Origin of the sequence: Bradyrhizobium sp. CW1, from assembly GCF_023100665.1 — a bacterium.
Lineage (GTDB): Bacteria > Pseudomonadota > Alphaproteobacteria > Rhizobiales > Xanthobacteraceae > Bradyrhizobium > Bradyrhizobium canariense_D.
In genome coordinates this window covers 3548256-3561731 of record NZ_CP064684.1, presented here as the reverse complement: position 1 = coordinate 3561731, position 13476 = coordinate 3548256, and the positions used below count along the sequence as shown (strand labels likewise).

Below are 13476 nucleotides of genomic sequence, written 5' to 3'. Positions count from 1 at the left end.
GCCCGCATAACGGGCAATGCGGCGCCTCGCGTCAAGAAAGCGCACGGCGGGGCTGGCATGCACGCTGGGACAGATGCCCTACCCGCTCACACCGCGATTCTTCAGCACGAAGCACGCCCCGCCGGCCTTGCGGATGCGACCGCAGAGTTCATCCGCCTCGCTCCGCGTATCGGCGCCGATGCGCACCTGGTAGAAGGCGCGCGTGCCGCGGCTGCGCATCACCGAGCTGAGCAGGCTCGGATCACGTTCGCCGATCACGGCGCTCAGCCGCGTGACCGCGCGGGAGTACATCGCCAGCGCGCGGTTGCGGTCAAAGCCCGCGGCGAGCTGCACGCCCCAGACCTTTGCAGCCGCAAGCTCCACATGCTGCTCGAGCTCGGCGACGAAGGCATTCGGCGCGCGCTTCAAAAGCGCCATCAGATCGCGGCAGCTCGTCGGCGGCACGCTGGGCGGCCCCTTGCCGGTCGCGCCTGCCTTGGCCCACGCATCGACGCTCGTGCCGGTGATCGCAAGAACGTAATTGCGGGTCTGCTCGGGCATGCCGCCGGTGCCGGCGAGCCATTCCTGCACCCGGCGCGGCCCGGCATTGTAGGCGGCCGCCGCCAGCCCCAGATTGCCGAACTGGTTGCGCAGCTCGTTCAGGAATTCCGCCGACTTCGGCAGCGCCTGCACCGGATTGAAGGGATTGAGCAGCCCGCGCTCGCTCGCGGTGCCCGGCATGAATTGCGCGATCCCCTGCGCCCGCTCGCCGCTGCGCGTCACCGGCCCGACCGCATCGGTCTGGAAGCGGCTTTCCTGCCAGATCACGCGGGCGAAGAACTCCAGCGGAAGATTGGCATCGCGCGCCGCGGCCTCGATGATCAGGCAGATCGACTCCCGCGTGTCGCTCTCCCGCGCACCGGGCTTCTCCGGCTGCACAGCGAGTTCTTCGACGCTTGGGATGGCAACGTCGGTCTTGGCGGGCGAACTGTCCCATGCCGCGGCCTGGGTCGACGAGACAAGCAGCGCGGAGATGATGCACATCGCAATCTGCACCCATCGCGCGCAGGCACGGCGGTAGCGCGCCTCGGCGCGGCATGCGACAGTGTGATCAACAATGTTGTGGCATCGTGCCATGGTTCGACGGGTCGCCAATATTATGCTGCCTGACCTGCTTCTCCCAATGCGTTACCCCGCCAACCGGATCCGCGCGATCCTTGTCCTCGCCGCGCTCATCCTGAGCGTCGCGCCAGCCGCCGCGCAGGTGACGTCTCAAGTCGCGTCTCAAGTCAATTGGCGGATGACCACGGAATACCCTGAGAATAACATCTCCGGGATTGGGCTGGCGACTTTCGCCAGCCGCGTCTCCGACCGTACCCACGGCTTCGTGACCGTGACTAACGCCTTCGACAACCAGCTCAAGATCAACTCGGGCGAGATGCCGCGCGCGGCGCTGGACGGCCGGATCGCGGGCGGCGATGCCTTCGCGGGCGCGCTCTCGGGCCTCGACCCTGTGCTCGGATTGTCCACCCTGCCTTTTCTCGTGCAATCGGTGGATCTCGCCCGGGCCACCAATCTGCGGGCGCGACCGCTCTATGAGAAGGCGCTGGCTGCGCGCGGCCTCAAGCTGCTCTATGTGACGATCTGGCCGGCCACGGGCCTCTGGTCGGAGCAGTCGCTCGACGGTGCTGACGACCTGCCGAAACTGAACCTGCGAACCTACGATGCCAATTCCACCGAGGTCATGCGCGCAGCCGGCGCGAACGCGCAATTCCTGCCGATGGATGCGGCGCTCGCCGGACTGAGGGAACACCGGCTGAATGCCTTCCTCACCTCCGGCGACGGCGGCGCGGGACGCAAATTGTGGGACTTCCTGCCGCATTTCACGGCCATCAACTACGCGATGCCAATCTCGATCGCCTTCGTCCGCAGCGACGCCTTTGCCGAACTGTCCGAACCGATGCAGCGCGAGGTGCTGGCGGCGGCGGCCGAGACTGAGCAGAGCCAGCTGGCGCTATTGAGCCACCGCACCATCGAGAACTATGCGCGCATGCGCGACAATGGCGTCCATATCGCCGAGCCGGCGCCTGCGTCCCTTGTCACGGAGCTGCGGAAGGCAGCAACGGGCGCGATCACCGCCTGGGAAACCCGGGCAGGCGCGGAGGCGACCGCCATCGTCGAATGGGCGAGACAGCAATGAGGGAGCGGTAGCGGCGCTCCGCTGGTCTCGCTGCCTACCGCCTTAGTTTTTGACCGCAACCGGGATTTCGCCCCGGATGGCGCGGTCGAGGGCATCAATCAGCGCCTGGATCTCGATAAACTTGTTGCGCGCTCGCTCGGCCGTGTCGCGCACAAAGGGGGCGGCCAGCACTTTCGCATGCGCGTCCCTGTCCTCGATCATGCGCTCACGGGCCTTCTTCAGGGTTTCAAGTCGCTCGCTCATCCGGCCTCTCCTGAAAAAATCGTCTCGATCCCTCGTCCGGACTCGTTGATCGACGAGCGCGGCGAACGAGCATCCCTCAACAGCCGCGGCAGATGTTCTTCAGCTTCGCCGCGGTTCTGGCCTCTTCCGCCACGAACGGGTCCTTGTAGGCAGCACGGGACCCATCGCCTTCCGCAGCAGCGGGCTTTTTTTCCTTCGGAGGAAACGCAGCATCGTAGCAGGCGAGACGTCCGCTCGTGCTTTCGATCGCCCGGCAGTCCGGTCCTGCCGCGACAGCGCCTTGCGACAGTGTGCCAAGTATCAATGTGCCAAGCATCAATGCGACGAGAAGCGCTCTCCGGCGGATCCAGTCGACCAGACGAAATCGAGTCATGCACGCTCCTGCTCAGTCGGCGGGAGCGCTGGTGACCCTCAGTCACCGGTCGATGCCAATGGAAAGGCGGTGATGGCGCGACTCTACGCTTCCCTCCCGCGAATAGCGAGCTTTAAGGGATACGCGGTATCGGGAAGGCGATTTTCGGCGTGACAATGGTTGCGCGTTTGCCTTGGCCCCCGGCCTCGTTTAGGTCTGGCAATAGGCGGCGGTATCAACACAGGCGCGACAATATGGTGACCATTTATTTCGATCTCGACGGCACGCTGACCGACCCGAAGCCCGGGATCACGCGCTCGATCCAGTACGCCCTGGAGCGGCTCAACGTTGCGGTTCCGAGCGAGGACGAGCTGACCTGGTGCATCGGGCCGCCGCTGCATGCCAGCCTGCAAAAGCTCACGGGCAGCGCGGAACTCGCCGACCGGGCGCTGCTGCTCTATCGCGAGCGCTTCAGCGACGTCGGCCTGTTCGAGAACGAAGCCTATGCCGGTATCGTGGACACGCTGACAACGCTTGCCGCGACAACACCGCGCATGTTCGTGGCGACCAGCAAGCCCGCGGTCTACGCCACCCGTATCGTCGAGCATTTTGGCCTCAAACCGTATTTCGAGCGGGTGTTCGGCTCCGAACTCGACGGCACGCGCGTCGACAAGCGCGACCTGCTGCGCTACGCGCTCGACGAAGCCAGGGTCGATCCCGCCAGCGCGATCATGATCGGCGACCGCAGCCATGACGTGGTCGGCGCCCGCACCAACGGCATGACCGCGATCGGCGTGCTCTATGGCTACGGCAGCGAGACCGAGCTGCGGGACGCCGGCGCGCATCACATCTGCGCCGCGCATCCCGAGCTGCTCGGCCATTGCGTGATCTAACTCTATCAAGCGGCGACGGTCTCCACCGCCGCCAGCATGCCGGTCTTGGCGTGACAGTTCAGGTACTCGAAGAACTGCTCGTCGGCAGCAGCCACGGTGACCTCGTGGTAGAGCCGCAGTTTTGCCGAGGGGCCGAGCGTCGACAGGTACTTCATCGCGGCGCCGAATATCCTGACGTGGGACGGATGCGATTCCGCCCACCGCTCCAGCGCCGCCAGGCTCTTCCACCAGCTTTGACCGTAGGACTTTTCACTCGCGTCCCCGCCGGCTGCAAGCACGCGCATGTAACGGTTGGCGTAACAGCCGATGCCAAGGCCGTCATCGCGCAAGAAATCCATGCCCTCGCGCAACACCGGTTCGACGTCGTCGAGATAGAGCTTTCGTTCAGAGGTCTCGGTATCGCTCCAATCCTGGCCTGATCGGATCAGACAGAGATTGTCGTGCGCCTTCACGCGCAGCCGCGCGCCGTCGCGGATCAGCTCGGGATTGCCGCCCGGCGACATCGGGCCGGTCTGTGACAGCGGGATGCGGTCGCGCATGCCGCCCCAATAGGCGTGCTCCTGCACCTCGCCGCTCATGCCGCCGGAGATTGCGGCGACGCCCTCGGGCCGGCCGAGCGAGGAAAACAGCGTCTCGTGCCGCGCCACCGTGGGGCGCAGCACCTCGATGAACGTGCCGATGCCCTCGGGCTGCGCTCCGGTCCAGGCCTCGCGCGCCGATGCAAACCATTTGTCGAACCGCGCAATGTCGTCCCAATAGGCCACCGAGACGACGTTCTCGTAGCCTGCCTGATCAACATATTGCGCCCGGTCCCAATGCGAAGGACCGCCTTCCGCGGCAAACCGCGCCGCGATTTCGGCGAGAGCGTCCGTTGCAGCAGCTGCCGCCGTGCCGCGATACTGAAGGCCGAAATAGGCCATCACGACCCGGTTCACGGAAGGCTTATAGCGCGCCACGAAGGACGGGTATGGCGGCTGGTAATCGTCCGGCACGCGCTTGTGGCGCGTGCGCGGCGTCTCGAGATGCAGAGGAATTGCGGATTCCATGATCGTGCCTCCCTCGATTGCGGCGATCAGCTCGCCGCCGCGGCAATGTCCGTGGGCTCGACGGTGTCGACCGGCAGCGCAAACTGCTCGACGCGCTGGTATCGCTTCTTGTTGAGCAGGAGCCGGGTCACGTCGGGGCGCGAATAGTGCCCGGCTGGATCAGCGGCGTTCTTGGCGACGCCGATGGCGCCAAGATCGATCTCGGCGATCAAGAGGCCCTCCTGGTCCGGCGCGAGCTTATCGCCGATCTGGCTGCCATCGGGGCCGTAGATCGCAGCGAAGCCGCCGCCGGCATGCAGCAGCGCGTGCTTGTCCGGCCGATCACAGAGCTCGTCGATCATGGCTTGCGAGACCGTCGCGCAAGGCGCGAGCACGAAACAGGAGCCCTCGACCGCATAGACGCGCGAGGCGGCGTTGTTCACCTCGGCGCCGAGCGCCGGCGCGAAAGGATCGTAGAGCGAAAAGCTCGGCCAGGCCGCGACATGGACCTGCTCATTCTGGGCATACATGGCGTATTTCGACAGCGGCTGGAGATGCTCCCAGCAGCACAGGGCGCCGATGCGGCCGATGTCGGACCGCGCGTGCACGGCGAGATCGCTGCCGTCGCCCTCGCCATAGACCGTGCGCTCGGCATGGGTCGGCCGCAACTTGCGGCGCTTTGCGATGGTCTCGCCATCGGGCCCGATCAGCCATTGCGCCAGATAGAGACTGCCGCCGTCGCGCTCGGACAGACCGAGCACGGCAGTGAGCTTGGCCTTGCGCACGGCGTCGCGCAGCCGCTCGGCCTGCAGACTGTCATAGGACAGCGAATTGTCGAAATAGCGTTGCACGAAGCCACGACCGATCGCCCAGGCCGGCGAATCCATCCAGATGTGCCAGGGGTAGCCGGGGATGAAGGCTTCCGGAAAAGCGATCAGCTTGGCGCCCTTCTCGGCGGCGTCCCTGATCAGGGCGATTGACTTGTCGATCGAGGCGTCGAGATCGAGCCAGGCGGGCGCCGCCTGCACCACCGCGACCTTGTATTTCGGATGTTCGATGCCCATTCCCGCCTCCCTTGCCGGTTGATCGGAAGCCAGGTCCGATGCAGTCTATTTGACCAAGCCGGGCGGCGGGCGCTCGACCGCGGCGGAACAAAAACTCGACCGGACGGGATTCACCGACCCGGTACGGGATTTGCCTTCGTCAGTCGGGACCAGCGCCGACACGCGATTTTGCGGGATGTGAAAGGGAGGCTCTGCAGATGCCAATCCAGTTCACCACGGACGACAGCCCAGGCCACCGCCGGCTTGCGCTCTGGCAGGAAATCGTTTGCGACGTCTTCGTCGGGCTCGACTGCAGGTCCGATCTTGGCAGCGCCTTTCGCGGCACGGTCACCCGGGCGCCACTGGGCAAGGCGGAATGCTCCGAGGTCTGCTCCGACCGTCAACACGTGTTGCGCACGCCGTCGCGCATCGCGCGCTCGGATCAGGACTTCATCCTGATCGCGCTCGGCAATCGCGGCGCCGGCGGCGTGGTGCAGGACGGCCGCGAGGCCGTGGTCAGTCCGGGAGAGTTTGCGCTCTATGACACCACCCGTCCCTACGAGCTGAAATTCGACGGCATCTTCACGCAGACCATCTTCAAGGTGCCGCGCGAGATGCTGCAGCGCCGGCTCGGCGCGACCGAAACTCTTACTGCCACCTCTTTCGGGCCGGACTCGCCACTGCAGAGGATCGCCTACGATTTCATCTACCGGCTCTGCCAGAGCGCGGATCAGATCGATCTGCACCACGCCGCCGCTCTGTCGGAACAGGCCGTCGATGTCCTGGCGATGGCGCTGGGCGAGCGGCTGGGCAAGACGCCGCTGCCGTCCTCGACGCATCGCTCCGCCCTGCTCTACCGATTGAAGGCGCATATCCGGGCTCATCTTGCCGATCCCGACCTCTCGCTGTCCGAGACCGCAGCGGCGCTCGGCATCTCGTCCCGCTATGTCAACGATCTCCTGGCTGACGAGGACACCTCGTTCCAGCGCTACGTCCTCGGTGAGCGCCTCGCTCAATGCAGGCGCGACCTCGCCTCCCCCGTGCTCGCTCACCGCCACATCAGCGAGATCGCCTTCGCCTGGGGCTTCAACGACCTCTCGCATTTCGGCCGCGTCTTCCGCGAGCATTTCGGGATGTCACCGCGCGACTTCCGGCAGAGCCAGTCGCGGCATTGACGTCCGGGCAGCCAATGGCCCGAGCCTTCGCTTCAGGCGAAGGCCGTGCTCGTGAATTCCAGATTGTCAGGTGCTGCAGCCGGGATCAGGCTCTGCACATGAGAACCAACGCCACGATAAGCGGATCGGAAGTCTTGCTCGGCGTGATCGCGATCCGGCTCGCGGTGCTTGTTGCGGTGGGCTGGAGCCTGACGCTCCTGCCGCGGCCGGCGCGCGAGAGCGAGGCCACCTGCCTTCAATCACCAGTAACGAGGGGCGCGGCTCCGCTTCCGGCGACGACGGCCAGCCCGCGCGTGACTGACGCGGCATTCGATGACATGCGTCTGCACGACTAGGCCGTTTCCAAGCAAGGCCGGTATGTGAGCGCGAGGTAGGACACGGCGCAGCCTTGCATTACGATCCGGCACAGAGGTCGCGGGGATCAATCAGCGGCCAGCCGAGGAGCAAATCGATGGAATACCGACGCTTGGGCCGCTCGGGCCTCATGGTGCCCGCCTTGAGTCTTGGGACCGGCACCTTCGGCGGCGTGGGCCGCCTCGCTGCGTGGGGCACCACCGACGCGACCGAAGCCCGGCGCCTTCTGGATATCTGCCTCGATGCCGGCGTGTCGATGTTCGACACCGCGAACGTCTATTCGCTCGGCGAGTCCGAGCGCGTTCTCGGCGAAGCCATCAAGGGCCGCCGCGACAAGGTTTTGGTTTCGACCAAGGCGACGTTCCGCTTCGGCGACGGCCCCAACGACATCGGGTCGTCGCGGCAGCATCTGCTTACAGCCATCGACGCTTCGCTGAGCCGGCTCGGCACCGATTACATCGACCTGTTCCAGCTTCACGGCTTCGACGCCTTCACCCCGCCTGAAGAGGTGCTCGCGACTCTCGATGTGCTCGTGCGCGCCGGCAAGATCCGCTACGTGGGCGTGTCGAACTTTTCGGGCTGGCACCTGATGAAATCGCTTGGCGTTGCCGACAAGCATGGCTTCCCGCGTTACGTCGCCAACCAGACCTATTATTCACTGATCGGGCGCGACTACGAATGGGAGCTGATGCCGCTCGGCCTCGACCAGGGCCTCGGCGCGGTGGTCTGGTCGCCGCTCGGATGGGGACGCCTCACCGGAAAGATCCGCCGCGGCCAGCCAAAGCCTGACGTAAGCCGCTTGCCCAAGACGGCCGAGTTCGGCCCGCCCGTGCCGGACGAGCACGTCTATCGCGTCGTCGATGCGATCGACGAGGTCGCCAGGGAAACGGGCAAGAGCGTCTCGCAGATCGCGCTGAACTGGCTGCTGCAGCGTCCGACCGTCTCGACGCTGATCATCGGCGCGCGCAACGAGACGCAGCTGCGCGAAAATCTCGGCGCGGTCGGCTGGTCATTGACCAAGGACCAGATCGCCAAGCTCGATGCGGCGAGCAAGGTGACGCTGCCCTATCCTTACTGGCACCAGCGCACAACTTTCACCGACCGCAATCCGCCGGCGGTGTAGAGACCGGCACGCCGGCGCAGTCCGGCTTGAGCTGCATCAAGCCGGCCCGCGCCGACAGTGGCATCGTGCGCTCACGCGAGGCAGCCGATGCGCCGATTTGCCATGAAGGCCCTGTTCACCGCTCTCAATCTCAACCGCGCCGAGCGGAGCGGATCGATTGGGAGCGCACCATCCTGATCGTCTCGACCGCGGTGACGGTTGGGCTCGGCGCGCTCTATGTGTTCGGGAAGTCGACCTCCCGCTGGTGAGCCGCGAGGCCATGCCGACCCATGCCCGCGCTGCCGGGAGACCCGCTCCCGGCGCAGGAACCGCCCGTATCCTGCCGGGTTGCGATGCATCTCGCAATTTCCTAATCCGGAGACGAACCACGGCTCGAATCAAGCACGCCGCCATCATGTTGCCAGCCTCCATGGAGCACGCCGACGGCCTGCCGCAGCCGCAGCGTGGCCAGGCGGTCCTGACCATTGCGCTCGGCATTATCATGGCAGTGGTCGACAGCGCCATCGCCAACGTCGCGCTGCCGACGATCGCGGCCGACCTCGACGCCAGCCCGGCGTTCTCGATCTGGATCGTCAACGGCTACCAGCTCGCGATCACGATCTCGCTGCTGCCGCTGGCTTCGCTCGGCGAGATCGTCGGCTATCGCCGCGTCTATCTGGTCGGCCTGGTGCTGTTCACATTTGCCTCCGCACTCTGCGCGCTGGCGCACACGCTGCCGCTCCTCACGATTGCACGCATCGTGCAGGGGTTCGGCGCGGCCGGCATCATGAGCGTCAACGCAGCGCTGGTGCGTTTCACTTACCCACGCAGCCAGCTCGGCCGCGGCATCGGGCTCAACGCTCTCGTCGTCGCCTTCTCAGCCGCGGTCGGCCCGACGCTCGCCGCCGGTATCCTGGCGTTCGGCAGCTGGCCCTGGCTGTTCGCCATCAACGTTCCGCTCGGCGTGGTGACATTGGTGCTGGGCCTGCGCAGCCTGCCGCACACCAGGCCTGCGAGCCATTCCTTCGACTGGCAGAGCGCGGGGCTGTCCGCGATCACCTTCGGCGTCGGCATCGCGGCCGTCGATAGCGTCGGTCATGGCGAAGCCGCGATCACCTGCCTCGTGCAGTTCGCCATCGCGCTCGTCGCCGGCGCGCTGCTGATCTACCGCGAGACCCACATGGCCTCGCCGCTGCTGCCGATCGACCTGTTGCGCATCCCCGTGTTCGCATTGTCGATTGCGACTTCGATCGCCTCGTTCTGCGGGCAGATGCTGGCCTTCGTCGCGATCCCCTTCTATCTCCAGAGCCGCTTCGGCTATTCGGCGGTGCATATGGGCCTCTTGATCACGCCGTGGCCGATCGCGGTGGCGTTCGCAGCCCCCCTCGCCGGCCGCCTGGTGGAGCATTATCCGGCCGGCCTGCTCGGCGGCATCGGCCTTACGCTGTTCGCCTGCGGCCTCGCTGCGCTCGCCTTGCTGCCGGCTGCGCCCACGCCGCTCGACGTGGTCTGGCGGATGGCGCTGGCCGGCGCCGGCTTCGGCCTGTTCCAGACCCCCAATAACCGCACCATGATCGCGGCCGCCCCGCGCGAGCGTGCCGGCGGCGCCAGCGGCATGCTGGGGACGGCGCGGCTGCTTGGGCAGACCACCGGCGCAGCGCTGGTGGCACTCTTCCTCGGCCGCTATCCGATCGAGGGAACCAGGATCGCGTTGCTGACCGGCGTCGGCTTCGCGCTCTGCGGCGCAGCGCTGAGCATGTTGCGGCTGTCGTCCGCGGGTGCGCGCGGCGCCGAGCATGTTCGCGTGCAGGACGACCAGCGCCTGCGCGGCGAATAGCGCGCGACCATTTGGGAAGGCCGATTTCGGCTGCGTCCGCCGCGCCTCACATCTTCACCATCTCGGTGCGATATTTCGGCAGCAGTGCTGCGATCAGCTTGCCTTTCTCGGCCATCTCTTCCGGGGTCGGCTTCGGCGGTGGCGATGTGCGGCCTTCGACGGGAAAGCCAACCGCCAGGAAGAATTCGTCCTGTCCCGCTGGCGCGCACATGCAGAGCATACGGGCCGTCTTGCCGGACACGTTCTTGAACGCGTGCGGCGCGTTGGCCGGGACGTTGACGGTCGACCCCGCACTTACGGTATGGGACTTACCGCGAAAGGTGAATTCAAGTTCGCCTTCGAGCAGCGTGAACATCTCCTCGAAGTCGTGGCGGTGCGGCGGGGCCCGCCGCCGGCGGGCACCAGCATGTCGACCAGGCAATAGCGTCCTGCGGTCTGCGCGCCCGACACCAGAACCGTGTAGGTGCCGCCGGCCACAGAGATATGCGGCACGTCAGCGCCGTCGGGATCGGCGACCGTCAGGGCGCGGCCGGGATCGTCGGCGGGGATCGAGGAAGCTGACGACGAGTTGCAGAAGGCGTGTTGGTCATACCGGATCTTCTTGCTTATATTTGGCTGCCAACGAGAAAGGCCGGCTTCTCAGCCGGCCTTTTCAATTCATCGCGCGCAGATCAAGCCTTGACCAGCGGGCTCTTGGTCGGCCCCTTCGAGCCGCCGGGGCCACCGGGCTTGGACTTGCCCGGCGGGCGCTTGCGGGCACCCGGGAGCTTCTCCTGCTTCGGCGTGACCGGACCCTCGACGAACTCGAAGCCGATCTTGTCCTTGGTCTCGTCGGCCTCGTCCTTGACCAGAACGACGCGGACATGGCCGCCACCCTTGAGCTTGCCGAACAGCACCTCGTCGGCCAGCGGCTTCTTGATGTGCTCCTGGATCACGCGAGCCATGGGACGTGCGCCCATCTGCTCGTCGTAACCATGCTTCACCAGCCAGGTCTTGGCGGGATCGGACAGCTCGATGGTGACATCGCGATCGCCGAGTTGCGCTTCGAGCTGAAGCACGAACTTCTCGACCACCGTACCGATCACCTCAACGCTGAGATGGCCGAACGACACGACGGCATCGAGACGGTTGCGGAATTCCGGCGCGAACTGCCGGTTGATCGCCTCGTGGTCGTCGCCTTCCCGCTTCGAGCGCGTGAAGCCGAACGCCTGCTTGGCGAGATCGGACGCGCCCGCGTTCGTGGTCATGATCAGGATCACGTTGCGGAAGTTGACCTGCTTGCCGTTGTGGTCGGTGAGCCGGCCGTGATCCATGATCTGGAGCAGCACGTTGTAGAGATCGGGATGCGCCTTCTCGATCTCGTCGAGCAGCACCACGCAATGCGGATGCTGGTCGACACCGTCGGTGAGCAGGCCGCCCTGATCGAAACCGACATAGCCGGGAGGCGCGCCGATCAGGCGCGACACGGTGTGCCGCTCCATGTATTCGGACATGTCGAAGCGCAACAGCTCGACGCCGAGCGACGCCGCGAGCTGTTTCGCGACCTCGGTCTTGCCGACGCCGGTCGGACCCGAGAACAGATAGCAGCCGATCGGCTTCTCCGGCTCGCGCAGGCCGGCACGCGCCAGCTTGATCGAAGCGGCGAGCGACTCGATCGCCTTGTCCTGACCGAACACCGTGCGCTTCAGGGTCTGCTCAAGATGCTTGAGCACCTCGGCATCGTCCTTCGACACGCTCTTCGGCGGGATCCGCGCCATCGAGGCGATCGTGGTCTCGATCTCCTTGATGCCGATGGTCTTCTTGCGCTTGTTCTCGGCGACCAGCATCTGCGCCGCGCCGGATTCGTCGATCACGTCGATCGCCTTGTCCGGCAGCTTGCGGTCGTGGATGTAGCGCGAAGAGAGCTGCACCGCAGCCTCGATCGCCTCATTGGTGTATTTCAGCCGATGGTAGTCTTCGAAGTACGGCTTGAGGCCCTTGAGGATCGCGATCGCGTCCTCGACCGTCGGCTCGTTGACGTCGATCTTCTGGAAGCGCCGCACCAGCGCGCGGTCCTTCTCGAAGTGCTGGCGGTATTCCTTGTAGGTGGTCGAGCCCATGCAGCGGATGGTGCCGGAAGCCAGCGCGGGCTTGAGCAGATTGGAGGCATCCATCGCACCGCCCGAGGTCGCGCCCGCACCGATCACGGTGTGGATCTCGTCGATGAACAGGATGGCGTTGGGATGCGCCTCGAGCTCTTTCAGCACCTGCTTCAGGCGTTCCTCGAAGTCGCCGCGATAGCGCGTACCGGCGAGCAGCGTGCCCATGTCGAGCGAGAACACGGTCGCAGCCGCCAGCACCTCCGGCACCTCGCTGTCGACGATGCGCTTGGCCAGGCCCTCCGCGATCGCGGTCTTGCCGACGCCGGCCTCGCCCACGAACAGCGGATTGTTCTTCTGCCGGCGACACAGCACCTGGATCGCGCGGTTGATCTCGGAATTGCGTCCGATCACCGGATCGATCTTGCCGTCGCGCGCCTTCTTGTTGAGGTTGACGCAATAGGTCTCGAGCGCCTCGCCCTTCTTCTTGGCGTCCTCGCTGCCCTTGGTCTCGGTCTCCTCGTCGACACCGCGCACCGGCCGCGCCTCGGAGACGCCCGGCCGCTTGGCAATGCCGTGGCTGATATAATTGACGGCGTCGTAGCGCGTCATGTCCTGCTCCTGCAGGAAATACGCGGCATGACTCTCGCGCTCGGCAAAGATCGCGATCAGCACGTTGGCGCCGGTCACCTCTTCGCGACCGGACGACTGCACGTGGATCACCGCGCGCTGGATCACGCGCTGGAAGCCTGCGGTCGGCTTGGCGTCATCGGCGCCGTCCGTCACCAGGTTCTCGAATTCGGTCTCAAGATAATTGACGAGGCTCGTACGGAGCTTGTCGAGGTCGACGCTACAGGCGCGCATGACGGCGGCTGCATCGGAGTCGTCGATCAGGGAGAGCAAAAGATGCTCGAGCGTCGCGTATTGGTGATGACGCTCGTTTGCGATCGCCAGTGCACGATGCAGGGATTGTTCAAGGCTTTGGGAAAAAGTCGGCATTCGCGTCCTCTATGGCCCCCACCATCATGATCGCCATCGCCCGGTCAGGCAACAACAACCTTTGTCACATATAGTTATACAAGATCGCGGCGAAAGACCGGTTCCGCGACTCAGGCGGCTGCACAGCTACGGTATTTTTTGATGCAAAACCCGTTCCGGTTTGGGCACGATCAGCACCGGTCCGAAATTCCGTAGT

The 13476-nt window shown here is 65.5% G+C and carries 14 protein-coding genes; 7 read left to right on the top strand and 7 right to left on the bottom strand.

The annotated features are described in order from the left end of the window. Positions 1 to 78: 78 nt before the first annotated feature. Complete coding sequence (locus tag IVB54_RS17440; RefSeq protein WP_162496378.1) at positions 79 to 1023, bottom strand: lytic transglycosylase domain-containing protein; 945 nt, start codon at positions 1021 to 1023, stop codon at positions 79 to 81. A gap of 115 nt (positions 1024 to 1138) precedes the next feature. Here IVB54_RS17440 and IVB54_RS17435 point away from each other — a divergent pair, with 115 nt between their 5' ends. Further along, positions 1139 to 2179 (top strand): TRAP transporter substrate-binding protein, encoded by a 1041-nt coding sequence (locus IVB54_RS17435; protein ID WP_204513945.1) that lies wholly within the window; start codon positions 1139 to 1141, stop codon positions 2177 to 2179. A gap of 42 nt (positions 2180 to 2221) precedes the next feature. On the opposite strand, the gene IVB54_RS17430 is transcribed toward IVB54_RS17435, so the two are convergent. After that, the gene (locus tag IVB54_RS17430) at positions 2222 to 2422 is read right to left on the bottom strand and encodes a hypothetical protein (protein ID WP_018455171.1); all 201 of its coding nucleotides are present in this window, start codon (positions 2420 to 2422) and stop codon (positions 2222 to 2224) included. 76 nt (positions 2423 to 2498) lie between these two features. Next, positions 2499 to 2795 carry a hypothetical protein gene (locus IVB54_RS17425; protein WP_085351377.1) on the bottom strand — a complete coding sequence of 99 codons (297 nt, stop codon included), beginning with the start codon at positions 2793 to 2795 and terminating at the stop codon, positions 2499 to 2501. A 233-nt stretch (positions 2796 to 3028) separates the two neighbouring features. On the opposite strand from IVB54_RS17425, the gene IVB54_RS17420 reads away from it, so the two are divergent. Next, positions 3029 to 3667: an HAD family hydrolase gene (locus IVB54_RS17420; protein WP_085351376.1), complete on the top strand. Its 639-nt coding sequence runs from the start codon at positions 3029 to 3031 to the stop codon at positions 3665 to 3667. A gap of 5 nt (positions 3668 to 3672) precedes the next feature. Here IVB54_RS17420 and IVB54_RS17415 read toward each other — a convergent pair whose 3' ends face one another. Further along, positions 3673 to 4713 carry a phenylacetaldoxime dehydratase family protein gene (locus IVB54_RS17415; protein WP_085384438.1) on the bottom strand — a complete coding sequence of 347 codons (1041 nt, stop codon included), beginning with the start codon at positions 4711 to 4713 and terminating at the stop codon, positions 3673 to 3675. Between the two features lie 26 nt (positions 4714 to 4739). Further along, positions 4740 to 5756, bottom strand: a complete 1017-nt coding sequence (locus IVB54_RS17410; protein WP_018455175.1) for a carbon-nitrogen hydrolase family protein — start codon at positions 5754 to 5756, stop codon at positions 4740 to 4742. 197 nt (positions 5757 to 5953) lie between these two features. On the opposite strand from IVB54_RS17410, the gene IVB54_RS17405 reads away from it, so the two are divergent. From IVB54_RS17405 to IVB54_RS17385, 5 genes are all read left to right on the top strand, one after another. Next, positions 5954 to 6910 (top strand): helix-turn-helix domain-containing protein, encoded by a 957-nt coding sequence (locus IVB54_RS17405; protein WP_018455176.1) that lies wholly within the window; start codon positions 5954 to 5956, stop codon positions 6908 to 6910. A 98-nt stretch (positions 6911 to 7008) separates the two neighbouring features. Beyond that, positions 7009 to 7245, top strand: coding sequence for a hypothetical protein (locus IVB54_RS17400; RefSeq protein ID WP_085384439.1), 237 nt, complete (start codon positions 7009 to 7011; stop codon positions 7243 to 7245). A 116-nt stretch (positions 7246 to 7361) separates the two neighbouring features. Further along, positions 7362 to 8387 carry an aldo/keto reductase gene (locus tag IVB54_RS17395; RefSeq protein ID WP_085351373.1) on the top strand — a complete coding sequence of 342 codons (1026 nt, stop codon included), beginning with the start codon at positions 7362 to 7364 and terminating at the stop codon, positions 8385 to 8387. 26 nt (positions 8388 to 8413) lie between these two features. Continuing rightward, entirely contained in the window at positions 8414 to 8635 is a 222-nt protein-coding gene (locus tag IVB54_RS17390; protein WP_162496372.1) for a hypothetical protein, read from the top strand. Positions 8636 to 8781: 146 nt separating this feature from the next. Then, positions 8782 to 10203 (top strand): MFS transporter, encoded by a 1422-nt coding sequence (locus tag IVB54_RS17385; protein WP_051112982.1) that lies wholly within the window; start codon positions 8782 to 8784, stop codon positions 10201 to 10203. 46 nt (positions 10204 to 10249) lie between these two features. Here the strand turns inward: IVB54_RS17385 and IVB54_RS17380 are convergent, their stop codons facing one another. Beyond that, entirely contained in the window at positions 10250 to 10558 is a 309-nt protein-coding gene (locus tag IVB54_RS17380) for a cupin domain-containing protein (protein WP_018455180.1), read from the bottom strand. 316 nt (positions 10559 to 10874) lie between these two features. Continuing rightward, positions 10875 to 13280 (bottom strand): ATP-dependent Clp protease ATP-binding subunit ClpA, encoded by a 2406-nt coding sequence (gene clpA, locus IVB54_RS17375; protein WP_018455181.1) that lies wholly within the window; start codon positions 13278 to 13280, stop codon positions 10875 to 10877. Between the last annotated feature and the right edge of the window lie 196 nt (positions 13281 to 13476).